20 protein-coding genes are annotated in these 21,604 nt (G+C 69.2%); 8 read left to right on the top strand and 12 right to left on the bottom strand.

The window, feature by feature from the left end:
* Positions 1 to 119 precede the first annotated feature (119 nt).
* The 5 genes from AQJ91_RS44975 (at position 120) to AQJ91_RS44955 (ending at position 3,633) form a co-directional block, all read left to right on the top strand.
* Positions 120 to 1,517, top strand: a complete 1,398-nt coding sequence (locus tag AQJ91_RS44975) for an L-serine ammonia-lyase (protein WP_067034997.1) — start codon at positions 120 to 122, stop codon at positions 1,515 to 1,517.
* Between the two features lie 218 nt (positions 1,518 to 1,735).
* The gene (locus tag AQJ91_RS44970) at positions 1,736 to 2,350 is read left to right on the top strand and encodes a type IV toxin-antitoxin system AbiEi family antitoxin domain-containing protein (protein WP_067034994.1); all 615 of its coding nucleotides are present in this window, start codon (positions 1,736 to 1,738) and stop codon (positions 2,348 to 2,350) included.
* Positions 2,350 to 2,565, top strand: coding sequence for a hypothetical protein (locus AQJ91_RS44965; protein ID WP_067034991.1), 216 nt, complete (start codon positions 2,350 to 2,352; stop codon positions 2,563 to 2,565). Before AQJ91_RS44970 ends, AQJ91_RS44965 begins: the two co-directional genes overlap by 1 nt.
* A gap of 400 nt (positions 2,566 to 2,965) precedes the next feature.
* The gene (locus AQJ91_RS44960; protein WP_067034988.1) at positions 2,966 to 3,244 is read left to right on the top strand and encodes a hypothetical protein; all 279 of its coding nucleotides are present in this window, start codon (positions 2,966 to 2,968) and stop codon (positions 3,242 to 3,244) included.
* Positions 3,241 to 3,633, top strand: a complete 393-nt coding sequence (locus AQJ91_RS44955) for a type II toxin-antitoxin system VapC family toxin (RefSeq protein WP_067034984.1) — start codon at positions 3,241 to 3,243, stop codon at positions 3,631 to 3,633. Before AQJ91_RS44960 ends, AQJ91_RS44955 begins: the two co-directional genes overlap by 4 nt.
* A 240-nt stretch (positions 3,634 to 3,873) precedes the next feature.
* Here AQJ91_RS44955 and AQJ91_RS56960 read toward each other — a convergent pair whose 3' ends face one another.
* Complete coding sequence (locus tag AQJ91_RS56960; protein WP_234383415.1) at positions 3,874 to 4,170, bottom strand: hypothetical protein; 297 nt, start codon at positions 4,168 to 4,170, stop codon at positions 3,874 to 3,876.
* Between the two features lie 160 nt (positions 4,171 to 4,330).
* A complete protein-coding gene (locus tag AQJ91_RS44950; RefSeq protein ID WP_199848196.1) occupies positions 4,331 to 6,673 on the bottom strand; it encodes an alpha-L-fucosidase in 2,343 nt (780 codons plus the stop codon).
* A gap of 358 nt (positions 6,674 to 7,031) precedes the next feature.
* On the opposite strand from AQJ91_RS44950, the gene AQJ91_RS44945 reads away from it, so the two are divergent.
* Positions 7,032 to 8,471, top strand: coding sequence for an RICIN domain-containing protein (locus AQJ91_RS44945; protein ID WP_067034982.1), 1,440 nt, complete (start codon positions 7,032 to 7,034; stop codon positions 8,469 to 8,471).
* A 50-nt stretch (positions 8,472 to 8,521) separates the two neighbouring features.
* Positions 8,522 to 9,532, top strand: a complete 1,011-nt coding sequence (locus tag AQJ91_RS58810) for an AbfB domain-containing protein (protein ID WP_067034978.1) — start codon at positions 8,522 to 8,524, stop codon at positions 9,530 to 9,532.
* On the opposite strand, the gene AQJ91_RS44935 is transcribed toward AQJ91_RS58810, so the two are convergent.
* The 10 genes from AQJ91_RS44935 to AQJ91_RS44890 all read right to left on the bottom strand — a co-directional run bounded on the left by AQJ91_RS44935 (position 9,471) and on the right by AQJ91_RS44890 (position 19,650).
* Positions 9,471 to 11,267, bottom strand: a complete 1,797-nt coding sequence (locus AQJ91_RS44935) for an alpha-L-fucosidase (protein WP_067034975.1) — start codon at positions 11,265 to 11,267, stop codon at positions 9,471 to 9,473. The two genes, AQJ91_RS58810 and AQJ91_RS44935, sit on opposite strands and share 62 nt — an antisense overlap.
* A 327-nt stretch (positions 11,268 to 11,594) precedes the next feature.
* Entirely contained in the window at positions 11,595 to 12,230 is a 636-nt protein-coding gene (locus AQJ91_RS44930; RefSeq protein WP_067034974.1) for a LutC/YkgG family protein, read from the bottom strand.
* Positions 12,227 to 13,726: a LutB/LldF family L-lactate oxidation iron-sulfur protein gene (locus AQJ91_RS44925; RefSeq protein ID WP_067034971.1), complete on the bottom strand. Its 1,500-nt coding sequence runs from the start codon at positions 13,724 to 13,726 to the stop codon at positions 12,227 to 12,229. Before AQJ91_RS44925 ends, AQJ91_RS44930 begins: the two co-directional genes overlap by 4 nt.
* Positions 13,723 to 14,463 carry a (Fe-S)-binding protein gene (locus AQJ91_RS44920; RefSeq protein WP_067034968.1) on the bottom strand — a complete coding sequence of 247 codons (741 nt, stop codon included), beginning with the start codon at positions 14,461 to 14,463 and terminating at the stop codon, positions 13,723 to 13,725. Before AQJ91_RS44920 ends, AQJ91_RS44925 begins: the two co-directional genes overlap by 4 nt.
* Positions 14,454 to 15,362 (bottom strand): amidohydrolase family protein, encoded by a 909-nt coding sequence (locus AQJ91_RS44915; RefSeq protein WP_067034966.1) that lies wholly within the window; start codon positions 15,360 to 15,362, stop codon positions 14,454 to 14,456. Before AQJ91_RS44915 ends, AQJ91_RS44920 begins: the two co-directional genes overlap by 10 nt.
* Complete coding sequence (locus tag AQJ91_RS44910) at positions 15,359 to 15,670, bottom strand: L-rhamnose mutarotase (RefSeq protein WP_067034963.1); 312 nt, start codon at positions 15,668 to 15,670, stop codon at positions 15,359 to 15,361. The genes AQJ91_RS44915 and AQJ91_RS44910 overlap by 4 nt, the downstream gene beginning before the upstream one ends.
* Positions 15,667 to 16,695 (bottom strand): aldo/keto reductase, encoded by a 1,029-nt coding sequence (locus AQJ91_RS44905; protein ID WP_067034960.1) that lies wholly within the window; start codon positions 16,693 to 16,695, stop codon positions 15,667 to 15,669. The genes AQJ91_RS44910 and AQJ91_RS44905 overlap by 4 nt, the downstream gene beginning before the upstream one ends.
* Positions 16,692 to 17,450: an SDR family NAD(P)-dependent oxidoreductase gene (locus AQJ91_RS44900; RefSeq protein ID WP_067034957.1), complete on the bottom strand. Its 759-nt coding sequence runs from the start codon at positions 17,448 to 17,450 to the stop codon at positions 16,692 to 16,694. The genes AQJ91_RS44905 and AQJ91_RS44900 overlap by 4 nt, the downstream gene beginning before the upstream one ends.
* Positions 17,447 to 18,784, bottom strand: a complete 1,338-nt coding sequence (locus tag AQJ91_RS44895; protein WP_067035006.1) for an L-fuconate dehydratase — start codon at positions 18,782 to 18,784, stop codon at positions 17,447 to 17,449. The genes AQJ91_RS44900 and AQJ91_RS44895 overlap by 4 nt, the downstream gene beginning before the upstream one ends.
* Before the next feature lie 14 nt (positions 18,785 to 18,798).
* Positions 18,799 to 19,650 carry a fumarylacetoacetate hydrolase family protein gene (locus tag AQJ91_RS44890; RefSeq protein WP_067034954.1) on the bottom strand — a complete coding sequence of 284 codons (852 nt, stop codon included), beginning with the start codon at positions 19,648 to 19,650 and terminating at the stop codon, positions 18,799 to 18,801.
* An 851-nt stretch (positions 19,651 to 20,501) separates the two neighbouring features.
* On the opposite strand from AQJ91_RS44890, the gene AQJ91_RS44885 reads away from it, so the two are divergent.
* Entirely contained in the window at positions 20,502 to 21,551 is a 1,050-nt protein-coding gene (locus tag AQJ91_RS44885) for a sugar ABC transporter substrate-binding protein (protein ID WP_067034951.1), read from the top strand.
* Positions 21,552 to 21,604: the final 53 nt, after the last annotated feature.

Genomic DNA, 21,604 nt, shown 5'->3' with positions numbered 1-21,604 from the left:
TCTGAACAAGTAGTTCCTTGTAGTCCGTTGTAGTTCCTTTTCGTGGGAGGTCCCGCACACTCACAGGTGTGCGGGACCTCCCACGAAACCCCTGGCACCACCCGTATTGAGGAGTCCCCGTGGCCATCTCGGTCTTCGACCTGTTCTCGATCGGCATCGGCCCGTCCAGCTCCCACACGGTCGGCCCGATGCGCGCGGCCCGCATGTTCGCGCGCCGGCTACGCAACGAGGACCTGCTGCCCTCCGTCGCGTCCGTACGGTCCGAGCTCTACGGCTCCCTGGGCGCGACCGGCCACGGCCACGGCACCCCCAAGGCGGTGCTGCTGGGCCTGGAGGGCGAGTCGCCGCGGACGGTGGACGTCGAGACGGCGGACGAGCGGGTGGCGTCGATCAGGTCGGCCGGGCGGATCCGGCTCCTCGGCGAACACGAGATCCCGTTCTCCTTCGACGACGATCTGGTGCTGCACCGCCGCAAGGCACTCCCGTACCACGCGAACGGCATGACGCTGTGGGCGTACGACGCCTCGGGCGCCGAACTCCTGTCGAAGACGTACTACTCGGTGGGCGGCGGCTTCGTCGTCGACGAGGCTGTGCTTGATCAAGACCTGGTCGGCGCGAACCGCATCAAGCTCGACGACACGGTCCTGAAGTACCCCTTCCGCACGGGCGACGAGCTGCTGCGCCTGACGAAGGAGACGGGCCTGTCGATCTCGTCGCTGATGCTGGAGAACGAGCGGGCCTGGCGCACCGAGGCGGAGATCCGGACCGGTCTGCTGGAGATCTGGCGGGTGATGCAGGCGTGCGTGTCACGCGGCATGTCCCGCGAGGGCATCCTGCCGGGCGGGCTGAAGGTACGCCGCCGGGCCGCCATGTCGGCACGCCAACTCCGGGCGGAGGGCGACCCGTTGGCGCACGCGATGGAGTGGATCACGCTCTACGCGATGGCGGTCAACGAGGAGAACGCGGCCGGGGGCCGAGTAGTGACGGCCCCGACGAACGGCGCGGCCGGCATCATCCCTTCGGTCCTGCACTACTACATCAACTTCGGGGCGGGCGCGGCCTCCGAAGGAGAGAAGGAGGACGGGGTGGTCCGCTTCCTGCTGGCCGCCGGCGCCATCGGCATGCTCTTCAAGGAGAACGCCTCCATCTCCGGCGCCGAGGTCGGCTGCCAGGGCGAGGTCGGCTCCGCCTGCTCGATGGCCGCGGGCGCGCTCGCCGAGGTCCTCGGCGGCTCCCCGGAACAGGTCGAGAACGCCGCCGAGATCGGCATGGAACACAACCTCGGCCTCACCTGCGACCCGGTCGGCGGCCTGGTCCAGATCCCGTGCATCGAACGCAACGGCATGGCCGCGGTGAAGGCGGTGACCGCGGCGAAGATGGCGATGCGGGGGGACGGCTCGCACAAGGTGTCCCTGGACAAGGTCATCAAGACGATGAAGGACACCGGGGCGGACATGAGCGTGAAGTACAAGGAAACCGCGCGCGGCGGGCTGGCGGTCAACATCATCGAGTGCTGAGGGGATGGGCCCTGACCAGCGCGTCCGTTTCTTTCAGCGCTGTCGGGGCCTTCTCTGCCTACCCGGCGGAAAGTCCCCGGGAAATCCCACGGGATGGGCACCTGACCTGGGGGTTCGTGGCACCCTCGACCACTGTTCTGATCCGCCCTGACCGCCGACCACGGCCAGGATGTATCAAATCGATCCCCTAAGCTCACTTGAGGGGTACCATTGGATACATGAGTGCTGCGGAAAACTCGCGCCTGGAGCAGCGGCTGACCGGCCTCTCCCTCACGTTCACGACGGCGCAGGCACGTCAGGCCCTGCTCTCCCCCCGTGATCTGGCGTCCTTGGTCGCGGAGGGGGACATAGTCGAACTGTCCCGTGGGGTGCACCGACGGGCAGACGCACCGGAGACCGCGCACGCAGATCTGCTGGCCGTGTGCACGCGGGCTCCACGCGCCGTCGTGTGCGGCGAGTCCGCCCTGGCCCTGCATGAACTGATCGACGACATCCCCGCAGCAGTGCACATCGCCGTGCCGCGCGGCACTCGCCGCCCCACGATTTCCTACCCGCCGACCGTGGTGGCGCAGTACGCCTCGAAGACCTTCGTCCTCGGCATCGAACGGTTCGAAGCAGCTCCAGGAGAGACCGTCCCCGTGTACAACGCAGCCCGCAGCGTCGTCGACGCGATGCGCCACCGCAGCCGCATCGGCGAGACCCTCGCCCTGTCCGCGCTCGGCCGCTATCTGCGCCGGAGCGGCCGTGACGGGGTCAGCGAACTCCAGGACATCGCACGCGAGTTGGGCGCTCTCTCGGTCATCCGCCCCGCCGTAGAGGCGATGCTCGCCTGATGGCCAACCCCACACGCGACACCACCGCCGGCCGCGTCTACAACGACCTTCGCACCCTGGCCTGCCGCAACAGCCGGTCCACGGACGAGGTCATGGTCGAGTACGTCCTCGAACGGTTCCTCTACCGCATGGCCGCATCACCCCTTGGCCGCGACCACTTCGTCCTCAAGGGCGGCCTGCTGCTGGTGCCCCGGCAGGCAACGTTCGCCCGTTAAGGAGCGGCGTCCGGTGCGTGCTCTCGGCGTGCCGGACGAAAGCCCTCGTACTGGACGTACTTGGGCTTTTGGTCGGTGCGGCGAGTGGGGGCACCTCCCACGCCCTTAAGGCAGTGGGGGAGCGTGCCGGGCGCCGTGGGTGCTGTGCGGGACTTTCGAAACACCCCCTAGGTCGTAGCCAGTGGTCCGACTCAGGGACAGAGCACGGTTCGCCGTCTCCAGATCCACGGCCGTAGACAGCGCAAGCAGTTCCTCGCGTGTCAGCCCGCGGGACGCATCGTCGCGCTTGGTGATCACAAAGGATCTGTACCCCACGAGGCAATCCACCATCAGCCTCCGGGCAAGCCGCACGCGGCAGGATCGCCCCACCAAATAACAAGAGTTTTGTTAATATGGCTCCATGGCTACCACTCCCGACCCCGCTCCGGGCGAAGGTCCCGTCCGCCCGGTCTCCGTCTCCCTCCACGAAGGCACCATCGCCGCCCTCAAGGCACGTACCGGCAAGCGCGGTATGTCCGCCTACGTCGAAGCCCTCATCCAGCGCCAACTCGAACGTGACCGGTTGCGCGAACTCATTGAAGACGCGGAGACCGAGCACGGGCCGGTGGACCAGGCAGCGGTCGAGGCCAAGCGGGCGCTCCTGCGCGGCGACGCTGCCGACTCGGCGGACGCCGCGTGAGTGGCACCCTTGTCCTGGACTGCGAGGGCCTGTCCAAGCTCGTACGACGTACACCCGAGCTCACCGAGTGGCTGGCTGCGGCCGAGGCGGAGGACATCCGCGTCGTCACCAGCTCTGTCACCCTCGTCGAAGCCCGCGACCCCAAGACCAACCAGGCCCGCTTCGACTACGCCGTCTCCCGCGTGAACATCGTCCCGCCCACCGAAGCCATCGCCCGCCACGCAAGCAAGCTCCTTGCCGCAGCCGGCCTGCACGGCCACACATACGCCCTCGACGCCATCGTGGCTGCCACCGCACTCTCCTCACCCGCCCCCGTGACCGTCCTGACGTCAGACCCCGAGGACCTCCACATGCTGTGCGGCCCCGGCGTCCACGTCATCAAGATCTGACACGGTGCGAAGCGGGACGACGCCGCGGGCAAGAACAGACCCTGCCCACGCGGGGGAATCCTGACCGGGGCAGCTTGGGGGCTCCCGGCTCAACGTGGTGGAGCGCTGCCCGAACGCGTGCTCGGGCGTCGGCGGCGCAGCGGGCGTGGGCTGTGGTTACTGTCGTGGCAGGAACAGCGCAGCCGCCGCGGTGGTCAGCAGGGTCGCTATGCCCGCGACCAGGAAGCCGAGCGAACGCGGTCACCGCTTACCCCCCCGGGAGACGACCACCGTCGGGGCCTGGCCGAGGGCCACACTCGCCGCCGTGGCCACCGCGGGCATGCTGGTGGCGGCCGGCTTCGCGGTGACCGCCGTCGTCCGGGCGCCGGCGGTCACCGGCCGAAGGCCGCGACCGCTCCGGCCGCGGTCACGTCCACCGGGACGGACTGCCGCGGCCGCGCCGTCACGCCACAGCGCCGCCCTTCCGGCCGAGCCCGCCGCCGCGTCGACGTCCTGCACGCGATGCCCAAGCACCGCACCCTCTACCAGCCCGGGCACGAACAAACAGCCTGGGAAGCCCCCCACACACCGCGGACGGGCCGCTGTGGACGGACGGCCCGGTCGACCCGTGTCGAGGCGAGAACGCACTGGGGTGGGGAGAGCGGCCGAGGGCCAGGGGGCTGCGCCGTAGTGGCACGGCCCCCTGGCCGGCACGCCGTCACAGGGCGATGAGCTGCCAGTCCTGGTTCGATCCGTCGGTGATGGGCCATTGGATGACCTGGACACCGTCCGTGATGGCGGCGTCCTTGACGTCGGCGCACCATCCGTTGCGGACGTTGACGAGCCGGTAGTAGCCGCTGGTCTGGGAGGGGACCAGTTTCCACCACTGGTTGTCGCCGCCGTCGTCGGTCGACTGGTCCAGGGGCGCGCCCTTGAGGGAGTTGTCCGGGCTCTCCAGGAGTTTGCCGCTGCGGACGTTGACCAGCCGGTAGGAGCCGTCGGCGTTCGGCAGCAGTTTCCACTGCTGGTTGGTGCCGCCTGTCGAAGGCCACTGGATGATGGAGGCTCCGTCGGCGCTGGAGGCGTCGCTGACGTCCATGACCTTGCCGCTCTTGCGGTTCACCAGCCGGAAGGTGCCCAGGTCCGCGGTGAAGGGCCGATCGTAGATCTCCAGGTTGCGGATGGACGCCCAGACCCCGGAGGGCAGTCCGGTGACCGTGACCCGTACGTAACGGGCCTGGGCACTGAGCGCGACGGTCTGCACCTGGCTCGTGCTGGTGGTGTCGGTGCGGTCGGCGAGCGTGGTCCAGGTGGCGTTGTCGGTGGAACCCTCGATGCGGTAGCGGTAGTTGGTGGCGTCCATTTCCCAGGCGATACGGGCGCCGGTGAGCGACTTGGCCGCTCCCAGGTCGACTTTGAGCCAGTTGCCGGTGTTGGCGTTGTTGGCGCACCAGCGGGTGGCGGTGGAGCCGTCGACGGCCATGGCCGCGGTGTTGCCCTTGGACGTCTCCTGGCTGCTGGCGGTGGCGGTCCTGCCCGCGGCGATGTCGGCCGGCTGCACGGTCCGGTCCAGGGTCACGCCGACCACGCTGTCCTCGGGGATGCGGGTCCGGTTGATCCCGGTGACCGTCACCTTGCCCTCCGCGCTGACCGAGTACGGCAGGTCGGTGCCCGAGGCCACGTCGTAGACCCGAGTGACCTGAGCGTCTCCGATCGCGGGGGTGGTGAAGGAGGTGCCGCTGTAGCCGGGCAGCAGGTGGAGGTAGAAGGTGCTGCCCTTGTAGGTGTAGCCGTACTTGCCGTCGAGAGGCTGCCAGGGGCCGCCGGTGGTGCCGTAGACGGCCTCGCCGCAGGTGGTCATGAAGGAACCGATCCGGCGCACCAGGTCGGCCTGGGCTGTGGGGACCACACCGGTGCGGTCGGGGCCGACGTTGACCAGGCAGGTCATGTTCCGCACCCAGGCATTGACCAGGATGTTCATGGCCGTGCCGAAGCCCATCACACTCGTGCCGGCCCGGTAGCCCCAGGCACCGCCGATGGTGAAGCACTTCTCCGCGACCCGTCCGGTGCGGATCGCGCCGGAGGGCACGGAGGGGCCCTCCTCACTGGTGTAGTCGCCGATCCAGCCCGAACGCAGGGTGGTGACGATGTCCGGCTGGTGCTTGCGCACCAGCCCGGTCAGGCCCAGCGGTTTGCCGGTGTCGGGGTCGGTCTCGCTGTAGGCGGAGTCCACCGGCCATTCGTTCGCCGGGTCGCGGAACTTGCCGGGCTCCCAGAAGAAGGCGGCGGACGCATCCGAGCCCTGCTGGCCGAGCCAGCCGCCGTCCCACCACAGGTCGTCGATCTTGCCGTACTGGGTGACCATCTCCCTGACCTGTTGGTACAGCTCGTTCTTCATGATCCGCGCGTTCTCCTTGTGCGCGGGATCCGTGGTGTAACCCCACTTGTTGGGCAGGCAGTTGGTGCCGCGGACGTCGTAGTAGCCCGGGTAGCGCCAGCTCAGCGGCGAGATGTACAGGCCCACCTTCAGCCCGGCGTCGCGCACCGCGGTGACGTACTGGCCGATGAAGTCCTTCTGGAGCGGGGCCTGCCCGGCGTGCCAGGCGTTCGGGTGGGTGGACGGCCACAGCGCGAAGCCGTCGTGGTGGCGGGCCGTGAGCACCGTGTACTTCGCGCCCATGTCCTTGGCCAGTTGGGCCCAGTCGGCCGGGTTGTAGGCGCTGGCGGTGAACTGCTCGCTGGTGGCGTCGGTGACGTACTTCTTGTAGTTCTCCGGGGTGATGGCGGCGTTCTCCATGTACCACTCGCCCTTGGCCGGGCCGGAGTAGACACCCCAGTGGATGAACATGCCGAGCTTGGCATCCCGCAACCACTGGATCTTCTCGTTGGACTGTTGCTCCACGCCCATGTCGATCTTGGGGATCCGCAGCGGGGGGAGCGGCAACGGCTCACCGGCGGCAGCGGCATGGGCGGGTACCGCCAGTGTCGGGGTGATAGCCGCGGCGACCGTCATGGCCGCCATACCGGCCAGCACTCTTCGTCGAGTGATCGGCTGTGACAAGGTCGTTCTCCTGACTGTCCACAAGACAGCACGCAGGTGCTGCGGCTCAGCGTCGGGGCCGAACAGATCGGATGGGTCACCTCGGAGACGGCGAGACACAGGGGAGTCGCACGGAGGCGTGTGTTTCACCCAGGTGACATCGGATGTATTAATCAGCAACAGACCGTGTTGTGTCTAGAGGTTCGTCGAAGCTCGTGCAAATCGGAGGGCTTCGGATCGGAGAGAAGGGGCGAGACCTCTGAAGACATCGGATGTGTACTGGTTCAGGGCGTTGACGAAGCCTCATTTCCCCCCTACCGTCCTCAAACGGAGTCGCACACAACCAAACAAATCACAAGCCTCATTGAGGTGAATCCAGATGCTCCGACGCGCCCTCACCTATGTGTCGGCCGCCCTCCTGGGCGTGACCGCCTTCCTTGTCACCGGCCCCCCCGCCCAGGCGGCCACGGTCCTCATCACCAACGCCACGCAGTTCACCGACTCCGCCGGCGCCGTCGTCCACGCCCACGGTGGCGGGGTGATCAAGGTCGGCTCGTATTACTACTGGTTCGGCGAGAACCGCAACGCCGACAACACCTTCAAGGCCGTCTCCGCCTACCGCTCGACCGACCTGAAGACCTGGGAGTTCAGGAACAACGTCCTGACCCAGGCCAGCGACCCCGAGCTGGCGGTCGCCAACATCGAGCGGCCCAAGGTCGTCCTCAACTCCACCACCGGCAAGTTCGTGATGTGGATGCACAAGGAGAACGGCACCGACTACAACCAGGCCCGCGCCGCCGTCGCCGTCTCCGACACCATCGACGGCGACTACACCTGGAAGGGCAGCTTCCGGCCCCCGACCGGCACCACGTCCCGCGACATGGCCCTGTTCAAGGACGACGACGGCACCGCCTACCAGATCACCTCCGCCGCCGGCAACGCCGACCTGCAGATCTGGAGACTCACCGCCGACTACACGGCCTACGCGAGCCTGACCGCGAACCCGTGGGCCGGAGCCTTCCGTGAGGCTCCGGCACTGTTCAAGCGCAACGGCGTCTACTTCATGCTCACCTCCGGCAACAGCGGCTGGAAGCCCAACCAGCAGAAGTACGCCACCGCCACCAGCATCGCCGGCCCCTGGACGGCCATGACCGAGATCGGTGACGACACCGGCTACGGATCCCAGACCACGTTCGTGCTGCCCGTCCAGGGCACCACGGGCACCTCGTACCTCTACATGGGCGACCGCTGGGGCAACTCCATGGGCGGCGCGGTCAACGACTCGCAGTACGTCTGGCTCCCGCTGACCTTCCCCACCCGGACCACCATGAACCTGCCGTGGTACCCGCAGATCTCCATCGACACCGAGTCCGGCACGGTCACCGGCGCGGGCGGCGGCCCCTACTACAACCTGGCGGCCCGGCACAGCGGCAAGTGCCTCGACATCTCCGACAACTCCGCCGCCGACGGCGCGGTCGCCCTCCAGTACACCTGCACCAGCGGCATCAACCAGCAGTGGCGGCTCAAGGACACCGGCAACGGGTACGTCCAGATCCTCGCCCAGCACAGCGGCAAGTGCCTCGACGTCGCGGGCAACTCCACCACCGACGGCGCCTTCGTCAACCAGTACCGCTGCACCACCGGCACCAACCAGCAGTGGCAGTTCCAGGACCAGGGAGGCGGCTACTACCGGCTCGTAGCCCGGCACAGTGGCAAGTGCCTCGACGTGAAGGACGCGTCCACCACCAACGGCGCCCGCCTCATCCAGTGGCCCTGCGGGACCGGCACCAACCAGCAGTTCCAGCGGCGCGCCGCGTGACGATGTCCGGGTGCGGACGGCAATGTCCGCACCCGGACGGGAACCAGCGCGTGATCGCGGCATGCTCGATCCTGAACCTGACGGCCGCCGAGGACGCCCGGATCCAGGCGCGCTGGGCCAACGTCCCGGGCAAGCGGCTGCAGTCCTTCAACTTCCAGGACCGCTACGTGCGGCACGCCAACTTCGACGTGCGCATCGACCAGAACATCACCGGCCCGGACGCCCAGTTCCGGCCGCGCCCCGGCCTGGTCGGCTCCGGCACCGTCTCCTTCGAGTCGGTGAACTTCCCCGGCTACTTCCTGAGGCACGCCGACTTCGGCTTCCAGCTGGCCTACAACGACGGCACCACCCAGTTCGCCCAGGACGCCACCTTCCGACAGGTCGCCGGACTCGCCGACCCGGCATGGTCCTCCTTCCAGTCGTACAACTACCCCACCCACTACATCCGCCACTACGCGTACCAACTGAAGGTCGGATCGATCCAGCCCATCGGCTCTCCGGCCGGCAACGCCGGCGTGGGCGGGCGCGAGTGGCAGGTGTGGTCCGGCAGCAACGGCATGAACGACGTGCTGTCGTTCGTCGCTCCGTCGGCGATCAGCAGCTGGACCTTCGACGTCATGGACTTCGTCCGGCAGGTGGCCGGGGCGAACGTCTCGTACTGGCCGAGGACCCGGGAGGCCAGGAACGACAGCAGCATGCCGAGTTCCACGCCGGTGACCTTGCCGCCGACGGCGCCGAGGACCGCTCCGCCGGGGGTGCTGCCGCGCCGCTCCTGCATCTTGTCGAGCAGCGGCTTGAGGATCTCCCGGAACCCGGCGACGTTCGCCCGGATCCATCCCGGGCGGTCGACGACGAGGACACGGCCTGCTTCGGGCGCAGGTCACCGCTTCTGCGGGGTGGCGATCACCCGCGGGGTCGGCTGGGACGGGTGGGACGACAATCGCGTTGGTGCCGTGGGAGCCGGGGTGGCGTGCCCAGGGCGCGCCACCCCCGGGCCGCTCAGCCGACCTTGGTCATGTTCCACTGCTGCGGGGGGCCGCCGTTGGGGGTCCACTGGATGACCTGGGTGTTGTCCGCGGCGTTGTTGGAGTTGTCCAGCGCCTTTCCGCTGTGCCGGTTGATGAGCCTGTACGCGCCGCCGCCCAGCGCGGTGATGGCCCACTGCTGCTGGTGGCTGCCGTTGTCGGTCTTCTGCACCATCACTGCGCTGTTGGAGGTGCTGTTGTTGTCGTCGAGGGCCTTGCCGCTGCGGACGCAGACCAGCTTGTAGTAGCCGTGGCCCTGGTCGGTGACCGTCCACTGCTGCGGCGTGCCACCGTTGACGGTCCACTGGATGATCGGGGTGCCGTCGCTGCCGACGTTGGCGTTGTCGAGAGCCTTGCCGCTCTGGGCGCAGACCAGCCGGTAGACGCCGCCTGCCAGGACGGCCGGCATGCCGTTGACCTCCACGCAGACCACGGAGTCGTTCGCGTTGGGCGCGGTGGTCGGCACCTGGACGTTGATCTGCCCGCCGCTGACCCAGTAGTTGAGGTTGGTGCCGGGGTTGTTCATCAGGTAGACGCGGTTGATGGTGTTGTGGACCGCCGGGATCTGCAGGGTGCCGCCCGTGGGCCAGTTGAAGACGTGGGCGAAGAGCTTGCCGTCCTTCTTCGTGATCCTGCCCCAGGACGGCTCGGTGGCGAAGGGGCTGCCGCTGGTGCCGTGGATGCTGTCGCCGTGGGTGGCCATCCAGGAGGCCATGCCGTTCAGGACGGTCACGGATCCAGCGGTCACGGTGCCATCGGCCTTGGGGCCGATGTTGAGCAGGTAGTTGCCGTCCCGGGAGACGACGGTGACCATCTCCTGGATGATGGTCTGGACCGAGCGGTAGGCGTTCTCCCTGTCCTGGTGGTAGCCCCAGGCGTGGTTCATGGTGGCGCAGGCCTCCCACGGCCGGTCCATCGGCGCGTCGGGGATACCGAACTCCGCGACTGCGTAGTCGCCGAGACCGACGTCACGCTTGACGCGTTCGTTGACGATGAGGCCGGGCTTGCGGGCCATCAGCCAGCTGTACAGGTCCTCGCCGTCGGCCTTGACCCACCAGTCTTCGAGCGTGGGGGAAGAGGGGTCGGCGCACCAGTCGCCGTCGAACCACAGGATGGCCGGGTCGTAGCGGTTCAGCAGTTCCTGCAGCTGGGCCTTCATGTCGTTGATGTAGCCGGTGCGGGCCGACAGCGACGACATGTCGGAGAAACCCCTGCCGCTGTCACAGGTCTGGGAGGAGTGGGTCCAGTCGAGGATCGAGTAGTAGAGCCCGAACTTGATGCCCCGGCTCTCGCACGCGGTCTTCAGCTGGAGGAGCAGGTCGGGCTGGAAGTTGTTGTAGTCGCGCAGGTTGTACAGCTTGGTGCCGGTGACGTCGGTGAAGCCCGGGACGTCGGAGTCCCACATCGCGTAGCCCTCGTGGTGCTTGGCGGTGAACACGAGGTACTTCATGCCGGCGTCCTGGGCCAGCTGGGCGATGGTGTTCGCGTTGAAGGCGGACGGGTTGAACGGGGTGGTCACCTGGGCCTGGTAGTTGGCCTTGGTCCAGTTCTCGACGCTGAACGCCCACTCGCCGCGGCCGAGATAGGAGTAGGACCCGAAGTGGATGAACATCCCGAACCGGGCCTGGTACCACCAGTCCATCTTCGAGGCGACGGTGTAGGCCTCGGCCGTGGCGGGCCACAGGGCCTGCGGCAGACCGAACGCCACGGTACCGCCGGCGAGGGCCGCGGCCTTGATGAGGGAGCGTCTGCTGAGGGGTACGGAAGACATCGTGCGGCTCCTGGAGGGTGAAGGACACAGGGTGTCGGTGACTGCTCGTCCGCAGCACCGCACAGACGGCGGAGTACGGCGACTCATGTCCGGCGGGGCTCCGACAGCTCCCATAGACATCGGATGTATTAACAGGCACCGCCCCGCCCCTTGTCCAGAGCGGAGACGGAGAATCAAGAAAGTCCTGTTCATCACCCCGCTACCAAACCCAAGGAACGAATACATCGGAGGTATATCGAGGTTTGGCCGGGGGTCGAAAACGGGCACCGCTTCGCGGCGCGGCCACCCTGCCGCGCTGCGAAGCCGTACGGTCCCGGGCGCCGTCGGCTACGCGTCCCCCACCACGACGATGTCGAGAGTCCTGGGCCCGTGCACGCCTTCGACACGGTCCAGTTCGATGTCGCTGGTGGCCGAGGGGCCGGAGATCAGCGTCAGCGGGCGGTAGGGATCGAGCAGGCGCAGTGCCTCGGGTACGTCGGGAGCGATCTGGTCCGCCCGGACCACGCAGATGTGCTGGTCCGGGAGCAGGGTCAGGACCCGCCGTCCCTGGCCCGGACCGTGGTCGAGGGTCACGGTGCCGGTGACGGCGATGGCGGTGGCGACGGTGGTGACTACGGCGTCCGCCGCGTCTAGTTGTCCGACGGTCAGCGGCGGGACGTCTGTCAGCAGGGACCAGGGTCCCGCCGGGACCAGGTCCTCGGGAAGCCCGGGCGGGACCACCAGGGACCGTGCTCCGGTGCGGGCCAGCGCGTGACCGACCGCCGCCGCGGCATCGGCCGGCGGAACACGGACCACCGTGGCGCGGTACTCGGCGGCCCGCTCGGCGAACAGCCCGACGACGTCCGGTCCGGCATGGTCGGCGCGGCGACCGTGCGAGTGGGGTACGTCGTCGGGGCTCTCGAAACCGGGAACGCCGGACAGCGCTCCCCGAATCGCGCTCAGGACGCTCTCGCGGCCGTTCATCGTCGTTCCTTCCCCTGCGCCGTCGTACGGCTGTCTTCGCTCGTGGGTGGTCGCGTACGGCGCCACCAGGCGCGCAGGGACTCGCGGGCCGGCGCCGGGGTGTCCCGGGTGCCGGACCAGCGGGCGAACGGACCGGGCAGGGCACCGATGCGGCCGTCACGGGCCACCAGCCGGGCTCCCCCGGCGGACAGCCGCTGTACGGCGGCCAGTCGCCGCGGTGAGCCCAGGACGGCGCCCGCGGCCTTCATGGCGAGTGCCTCGGTTGTGGGGAGCAGTCGGTCCCGGCGTTTGGCCTCCACGGCCTCGGCCCGCAGATGGACCAGCACCTCGGGGATGTTGATCTTCACGGGGCAGGCGTCGTAACAGGCGCCGCACAGGGTCGAGGCGAAGGGCAGCGAGGCCGCGTTCCCGATGCCGACGAGCTGCGGAGTCAGGACGGCGCCGATCGGCCCGGGGTAGACCGAACCGTAGGCATGGCCCCCCGTGCGCTCGTACACCGGGCAGACGTTGAGGCACGCCGAGCAGCGGATGCAGGCGAGGGCCTGGCGGCCCACCTCGTCGGCCAGGGTCGCGGTCCGGCCGTTGTCGAGCAGCACCAGGTGGAAGTTCCGGGGGCCGTCGCCCTCGGTGACGCCGGTCCACAGCGAGGTGTAGGGGTTCATCCGCTCGCCGGTCGACGAGCGGGGCAGGAGCTGGAGGAACACGTCCAGGTCGGCGAAGGACGGCAGGACCTTCTCGATGCCCATGACGGTGATCACGGTCTCCGGCAGGGTCAGGCACATCCGCCCGTTGCCCTCCGACTCCACCACCGCCACCGTTCCGGTGTCGGCGGCAGCGAAGTTGGCGCCGGAGACGGCGACCTTGGCCCGCAGGAACTTCTCCCGCAGGTGGAGCCGGGCCGCCTCGGCGAGGTCGCGGGGCTCGTCGGTGAGGTCCTCGGGGGCGGGTCTGCCCCACTCCCCCATCTCCCGGCGGAAGATCTCCCGGATCTCGGAGCGGCCCCGGTGGATGGCGGGCACGAGGATGTGCGAGGGACGGTCGCCGCCCAACTGCACGATGAGTTCCGCGAGATCGGTCTCGTAGGCACGGATGCCCGCGTCCGCGAGCGCCTCGTTGAGGCCGATCTCCTGGGTCGCCATCGACTTGACCTTGACGACCTCGTCCTCGCCGGTCGCCTTCACCAGGGCAGTCACGATGCGGTTGGCGTCGGCGGCGTCCGACGCCCAGTGGACCACTCCCCCCGCGGCGGTCACAGCCTTCTCCAGGCGCAGGAGATGGTGGTCGAGATGGCGGAGGGTGCGACGCTTGATCGTCGCGGCTGCCTCCCGCAGTTCTTCCCAGTCCTCCAGTTCGGCGGCGACCGCCAGCCGCTTGTCGCGGATGGTGCCGGTCGCGCGGCGCAGGTTCGCCCGCAGCCGGGTGTCGGCGAGCGCGGTCTTCGCAGCCTCGGGGAAGGCCGGGGTGCCCAGCCATACGACGTTGTCGGCACCGCTCACCGCACGTCCCCTTCCGTGGAGGCCAGGATCTCGGCCAGGTGCATCGTGCCGACGCCGGTACGCAGTCGGGACAGGCCGCCGCCGATGTGGGTGAGGCATGAGTTGTCACCCGCGCACAGGATCTCGGCGCCGGTGTCCTGCACATGGCGCATCTTGTCGGCCAGCATCGCGTTGGAGACCTCTGCGTTCTTCAGGGCGAAGGTTCCGCCGAAGCCGCAGCAGGACTCGGCGTCGGGCAGTTCGACGAGGTCGATGCCCTTCACGGCGCGCAGCAGCCTGAGCGGCCGGTCGCCGACACGCAGCATGCGCAGCGAGTGGCAGGTCGGGTGGTAGGTGACACGGTGGGGGAAATAGGCGCCGACGTCGGTGACGCCTAGGACGTCGACCAGGAGCTCCGACAGCTCGTACACCGTCGGCACCACCTGCTCGACCGCCTCGGCGAGGGCGGCGTCGCCGTACTGGGCTGCCACCACGCGGTGGTGGTCGCGCACCATGCCCGCGCAGGACCCGGAGGGGGCGACGACGGCGTCGTAGCCTGCGAAGACCTCGGCGAAGCGGCGGACCATGGGCAGGGTCTCGGGGCGGTACCCGGTGTTGAAGTGCATCTGGCCGCAGCAGGTCTGGGCCTGCGGGAACTCCACGGTGTGGCCGAGGCGCTCCAGCAGTTCGGTCACCGCGCGACCAGTGCGGGGGAACATCGTGTCGTTGAAGCAGGTGATGAAGAGGGCTATGCGCATGGGGTTTCCTGAGGCGGGGCCGGCCGTGCGGGGACGGACAGGTCGTAGGTCCGCGCGGCCGTGCCGGTGAAGACGTCATGGCGCTCGGCCGGCCCGAGCCCGGCCGTCAACTCGCGTTCGGTGGCGATCACTTCGGCGTACGTGGCGGCGAGCCGGCAGACGGGCCAGTCGGAGCCGAACATCAGCCGTTCGGGTCCGAAGGCGTCGAGCACGGTGTCGGCGTACGGCGCGAGGGCCGCGACGGTCCAGGAGCCCCAGTCGGCTTCGGTGACCATGCCGGAAAGTTTGCAGACGGTGTTGCGGAGGGCGGCGAGGCGCCGGATCTGCTGGGCCCAGGGGTCGAGTTCGCCGGACGCGATGGGCGGCTTGCCGAGGTGGTCGAGGACGAAGGTGAGGCCGGGCAGGCGCTCCGCGGCCTCGACGGCCGCCGCGAGTTGGTGGGGCTTCACCACGAGGTCGTAGACGAGTCCCGCCTCGGCGACCGCGGAAAGGCCGCGCAGCACCTCGGGGCGTACGAGCCAGCGCGGGTCCGGCTCGCCCTGCACCTGGTGACGGATGCCCACCAGGTGCTCCCCGCCGGGGCCCGCGCGCAGTTCCGCGAGGGTCTCGGCGACATCGGGGGCGGTCAGGTCGGTCCAGCCGACGACCCCGGCGACCAGGTCGCTGTCGGCGGCCAGGGCCAGGAACTCCGGGGTCTCGTCCGGCACGGTGATCGTCTGCACCAGCACGGTGGCGGTGACACCGGCCGCGCGGGCCTCCGGCGCCAGGTCGGCGAGGGTGAAGTCGCGTCGCAGCGGGGCGAGCTCGGCTCCGCTGATCCAGTCCTGGTCGCGGACGGACAGGTCCCACACATGGTGGTGGGCGTCCACGATGCCGGGCTCGGTCTCCGCTGCGGTCACAGTTCCCACACCACCGGCAGCGAGGCGTCCGCGCCCTGCGCGGAGTAGTCGTGGACGACGGCGAGCAGGTCGGCCATCCGGGCCTGCCAGGCGATGTTGACGGGCAGCTTGTCGAGTTCGGCGATCATCGCCTGGTAGTCCTCGACCTCCAGCACATGGAACAGGTCCGTACCACTGCGCCAGATCGTCCACTCGCTCACGCCCGCGGCGCGGATGGCTGCGGTGAGTTCCTCGGGCACCTCCCGGTGCGCGGCCTCGTACTCCTTGATACGGTCGGCGCGGACCTTGGTGTGCAGGGCGACCTTCATGACGGCTCCTTCGACGGCATGGCTCCCCCGATCGGCGTGGCTGCGGGGACGGGGGTGTCCGGGTCCAGCAGGCCCTCGGCGCGCAGCTCGTCCCACAGGGTGTCCGGAATCGGGCGCCGCAGCTGCTCCACCGTGTCGCGCACCTCCTGGGGGGAGCGCGCGCCGGTCAGGACGCTCGCGACCGCGGAATGGCCGAACGGGAAGCGCAGCGCGGCGGCACGAAGCGGCACACCATGGCGTTCGCAGACCGCGAGGAGCCGTAGCGCCCGGTCGAGGACCGGCTGCGGAGCGGGTGCGTAGTCGTACGTGGCGCCGGGCCGGGGGGCGGTCAGCAGCCCGGAGTTGAACACCCCGCCGATGACGACACTCCGGCCACGAGCGGCTGCCTCCGGGAGCAGTTCGGCGAGCGAGTCCTGTTCCAGCAGGGTGTAGCGGCCGGCCAGCAGTACCACGTCGATGTCTGTCTCACGCAGGAACCGGGCGGGCAGGGCGGACTGGTTCATCCCGATGCCGATCGCTCCGATTACACCTTCGGCACGCAGCCGCTCCAGCGCCGGATACGCCTCGCGCAACGCCTGGTGGGCGTGGTCGTCAGGGTCGTGCAGCAGGGCCACGTCGATGCGGTCGAGGCCGAGACGCTCCAGGCTGGCCTCCAGGGAGCGCAGTACTCCGTCGGCGCTGAAGTCCCAGACGCGGCGGTGGGTGGCCGGGACGGCGAAGCCGTGGGCGAGGTCGTCGTCGGCGCCGCCCTCCGGGTCCGGCACGAGAAGCCGGCCCACCTTGGTGGAGAGGGTGTACGTCTCCCGGGGGCGGTCGCGCAGCGCGGCGCCGAGCCGCCGTTCCGACAGGCCGAGACCGTAGTGGGGCGCGGTGTCGAAGGTGCGGATGCCGGCGTCCCAGGCCGCCTCCACCGTGGCGTGGGCAGCCTCGTCGCTGACCGCGTGGAAGAGGTTGCCGAGGGCGGCACAGCCCAGCGCCAGTTCCGAGACCGGTACCGTGCTGCCGCCCAGCATGGTGGTCCTCACGACCGGTCCACCGGGCGCAGCCGCAATCCCTGCATGCCACCGTCCACCGCGAGCGCGGTGCCGGTGACGGACGCCGCGGCCGGGCTCGCCAGGTAGACGATGGCGGCCGCCACCTCGTCGGCGGTCACCAGGCGTCCCAGGGGCTGGCGGGCCTTGAGGGCCGCGCGCTCGGCCTCGGGATCGTCGGCCGCGTCCAGCAGCCGGGAGACCCATGGTGTGTCGGCGGTCCCGGGGTTGACGCAGTTGACGCGGATGCCCTCGCGGACGTGGTCGGCGGCCATGGCGAGAGTCAGCGAGAGGACCGCACCCTTACTGGCGCAGTACACGGCGCGCTGAGGCAGGCCCGCGGTGGCGCCGATCGAGCACGTGTTGACGACCGCCGCGTGCGCGGAGCGGCGCAGGTGGGGCAGGGCGGCACGCGTAGTGCGGACGATGCCGAGGACATTGACGTCCATCACCCGGTGCCACTGCTCGTCCGGGTTGTCCTCGATGGTGCCCACCGCGCCGATGCCCGCGTTGTTCACGAGGATGTCCAGGCCGCCGAGCCGCTCGGCGGCCTGTTCCACGGCGGCGCGCACGGAGGCGTCGTCGCTGACGTCGGCCTGGAGGCCGAGCAGCGGTTCGCTGACGCCGCCCGGATCGAGGTCGAGCACGGCGACCGCCGCGCCCTGCGCCGCCAGTGCGCGGGCCGTGGCCAGCCCGATGCCGGACGCACCCCCGGTGACGACGGCCTTGAGCCCTGACAGACCGGTCATGCCACCTCCTCCCGTCCAGCGAGGTCGGCCGCCCAGAAGGTGCCGTCCGGGTAACGGTATTCGGTGAGGGACTCGGGGTGCATGGTGGCGGAGAAGCCCGGGGTCAGCGGCGCGGTGTAGTGGCCGTCGCGCATCACCACGGGCGCGGTGAAGTGCTCGTGGAGGTGGTCGACGAACTCGATGACGCGGTTCTCGGTGGTACCGGACAGCGCCAGGTAGTCGAACATCGACAGGTGCTGCACCAGCTCGCACAGGCCCACGCCGCCGGCGTGCGGGCAGACCGGGACGCCGAACTTCGCGGCGAGCAGCAGGATCGCGAGGTTCTCGTTGACGCCGCCGACGCGGGCCGCGTCGATCTGGAGGACGTCGATGGCGCCGGCCTGGAGGAGCTGTTTGAAGACGATACGGTTCTGCACGTGCTCGCCGGTGGCGACCTTCACGGGGGCGACGCCCCGGCGGACGGCGGCGTGGCCGAGGATGTCGTCGGGGCTGGTGGGTTCCTCGATCCAGTACGGGTCGAAGTCGGCGAGGGCCCGGGTCCACTCGATCGCCTCGTCGATGTTCCAGCGCTGGTTGGCGTCGATGGCGATGCGCACGCCGTCGCCTACGGCGGCGCGGGCGGTGCGCATACGGCGGAGGTCGTCGGCGAGGTCGGCGCCGACCTTCAGCTTGATCTGGGTGAAGCCGTCGGCGACGGCCTGCTTGGCCAGCCGGGTGAGCTTCTCGTCGGAGTAGCCGAGCCAGCCCGGTGAGGTGGTGTAGCCGGGGTAGCCGCGTTCCAGCAGCATCGCCTCGCGCTCGGCGAGACCCGTCCGGCCCTCGCGCAGGAGGTGGAGGGCGTCCTCGGGGGTGAGGGCGTCGGCGATGTAGCGGAAGTCGACCTGGGAGACCAGCCACTCGGGTTCGGCGTGGGCGAGCAGGCGCCACAGCGGCTGTCCCGCGCGCTTGGCGGCCAGATCCCACACGGCGTTGACCACGGCGCCGATGGCCATGTGCATCACCCCCTTCTCGGGGCCGAGCCAGCGCAGCTGGCTGTCCCCGATCAGGTCGCGGTTGACCGAGCCGGGGTCGGCGCACAGCTCCTGAACCGAGCGGCCCACGAGGTGAGGCCGCAGGGCGTCGATGGCGGCGACCTGGACATCGTTGCCGCGGCCGATGGTGAAGGTGAAGCCGTGGCCCTCGTGCCCGTCGCCGGCGTCGGTGCGCAGCACGACATAGGCGGCGGAGTAGTCGGGATCCGGGTTCATCGCGTCGGAGCCGTCAAGTTCCCGCGAGGTGGGGAAGCGGACGTCGTAGGTGTCGACGGCGGTGATCCGGGCGGAGGTTGTAGTCAAGGTGGTGCTGCCTTTCACGCTTGGGCGAAGGTCTGGCGCTGGCTGCCGAGGCCGTCGACAGAAAGCTCGACGGTGTCGCCGGGGCGCAGGAAAGGAGTGCCGGGAAGACCCAGAGCCACGCCCGCTGGTGTACCGGTGTTGATCACGTCCCCCGGTTCCAGGACCATGTACTGGCTCAAATACGACACGATGTGGTCGACCGGGAAGATCATGTCGCCGGTGTGGCCGTCCTGCCGCTTCACTCCGTTCACGCTCAGGTGCAGGCCGAGGTTATGCGGGTCACCGGCCTCGTCGGCGGTGACCAGCCAGGGGCCGAGCGGGTTGAAGGTCTCGCAGGACTTGCCCAGGTCCCACTGCGGGGAGTACTCCAGCTGGAACTCGCGCTCCGAGACGTCATGGCTGATCGCGTAGCCCGCGATCACGGCCTGTGCGGCCTGAGGTCCGTCGAGGTAGCGGGCCCGCTGTCCGATGACGACCGCGAGTTCGACCTCCCAGTCGGTCTTCACCGACCCCCGCGGGATCAGCACCTCGTCGTACGGGCCGACGACCGTGGCCGGGTCCTTCATGAACACCACCGGGCGCGCGGGAATCGCCGCGCCCGTCTCGGCGGCGTGGTCGCGGTAGTTCAGCCCGACGCAGATGACCTTGCCGGGGCGCGTGACGGGTGCGCCGACCCGCAGGCCGTCCGGGTCGAGCTCGGGCAGGTCTCCCGCCGTGACAGCCACGCGGGCCCGGTCCACTGCCCCGGAGGCGAGGAAGACGCCGTCGATGTCCGGGGTCAAGGAGGACAGGTCCAGCAGCCGGCCGTCGTCGGTAAGGACAGCGGGCCGCTCCTCACCGGGGGCGCCGACTCGTAGCAGTTTCACTGGGGGCTCCCTTGCCATGCGGGTTTCGTCTGAGAGGTGGTCGGCCGTAGGGCTGGGCCGCCTGCGGTGCGCCGGGCCGGACCTGTCAGCGGGCTTTGCTCATGCGCATCGCAGTCATCGGATGTATGGCGGCACAGTGACCTTAGATGCGAGGACCGTGCCTGACAATGGATTCCTCGGATGTATTTCGTCGGCGTTGCCAGTCAAGCGCCCAGAGAGGCAGATTCACCATGGCCACGCATGGCCTCGAGGTCAACACGCGAGCCGCCATCCGATGAATCAAATGTGAGCTGCAGGACCACCTCCCCCGGTGAGAGCAAGGTCGGCAGGGCATCCACCGGCCACCCCGAGGGGGATACGGCCCTCGGGGCCCGCTTCTGTCTCCGTCCCCATCGGGCCAGGCGGCCCCGTTGCCGAATTGTGAGCTGCCGCGGCGCATCACCCGTCGTGCACGAAGGCCGAGACTCTGCAGGTCGCGCGGGTGGCAGCGCGGATCGCCGAGGTCGGAACGGCGCCTCGGCGCCCTACGGCGTGATGTCCGACAAATCTCTGGCGACGAACTCTTGTCAACGTCGGCAACGTCGCCGTAACGTCCTCACGTCCGAGATACATCGGAGGAATGCTTGCAGCATTCATTGGCGTCCGTTCGGCTCGCATCCGTGCGGTCGCGTCGCCTCCGCATCCTCGGTCCCCGGCTGACCCTCACGTCCGACCCGTAGGGCACGATCCGCACATTTTCCGCGCCGGATCGGCAGCTGCCCGTCCGGCGACCTCGCCCCTCCCCGCAGGCAGGTACGCCCTCCCATTGTTGCCCTGCGCCCCTGTGCCCTTGCTAAGGAGAGAACACGGCCATGAAGTTCGCTCGCACCCGCTCCACCGCCGCAGCCGCCACCGCCGTCCTCGCGGTACTGGCCCTCGCCACCGCGTGCAACCGCGAAAGCACCGACTCGGTCGCCTCGGGCGGTGACAAGCCCGCCATCGGGATCGACCTGCCTCGTTCGGACTCCGACTTCTGGAACTCCTACGCGCAGTACATCGAGAAGGACATCAAGACCGACGGCATCAACGCTCTGCCGATCAGCAACTCGCAGAACGACGTCACCAAACTGGTCGCCAACGTCCAGGTGTTCCAGAACACGGGGGCCAAGTCCGTCGTCATGGCGCCCCAGGACACCGGCGCCATCGCCTCCACCCTCGACACCCTCGCGTCGAAGAAGATCCCGGTGGTCAGCGTCGACACCCGACCCGACAAGGGCGACGTCTACATGGTCGTGCGCGCCGACAACCGGGCGTACGGCACCAAGGCCTGCGAGTTCCTCGGCGAGCAGCTCGGCGGCAAGGGCAAGGTCGCCGAGTTCCAGGGAGCGCTGGACTCCATCAACGGACGTGACCGCTCCGAGGCGTTCGCCGCCTGCATGAAGGAGAAGTTCCCGAAGATCAAGGTCTTCGAGCTGCCCACCGACTGGAAGGGCGATGTCGCCTCCGCCAAGCTGCAGAGCCTGCTCGCCCAGCACCCCGACCTGAACGGCATCTACATGCAGGCCGGCGGTGTCTTCCTGCAGCCGACCCTGGCGCTGCTGGAACAGAAGGGCCTGCTCAAGCCCGCGGGTGAGAAGGGCCACATCACGATCGTCTCCAACGACGGCATCCCGCAGGAGTTCGAGGCCATCCGCAAGGGCCAGATCGACGCCACGATCTCCCAGCCCGCCGACCTGTACGCCAAGTACGCGCTGTACTACGCGCAGGCCGCAGCCGAGGGCAAGACGTTCAAGCCGGGCCCGACCGACCACGACTCCACCATCATCAAGCTGCCCAACGGCCTGGAGGACCAGCTCCCGGCTCCCCTGGTGACCAAGGACAACGTGGACGACAAGACCCTGTGGGGCAACAACATCGGCTGATGACCGGCGTTCCTGCCCGCCGCGTCGGGGGACGGACGGCTCCGTCCCCCGAC

Origin of the sequence: Streptomyces dysideae (assembly GCF_001514305.1) — a bacterium.
In the GTDB taxonomy this organism is placed as follows: domain Bacteria; phylum Actinomycetota; class Actinomycetes; order Streptomycetales; family Streptomycetaceae; genus Streptomyces; species Streptomyces dysideae.
This window is presented reverse-complemented; position numbering and strand designations above follow the sequence as displayed.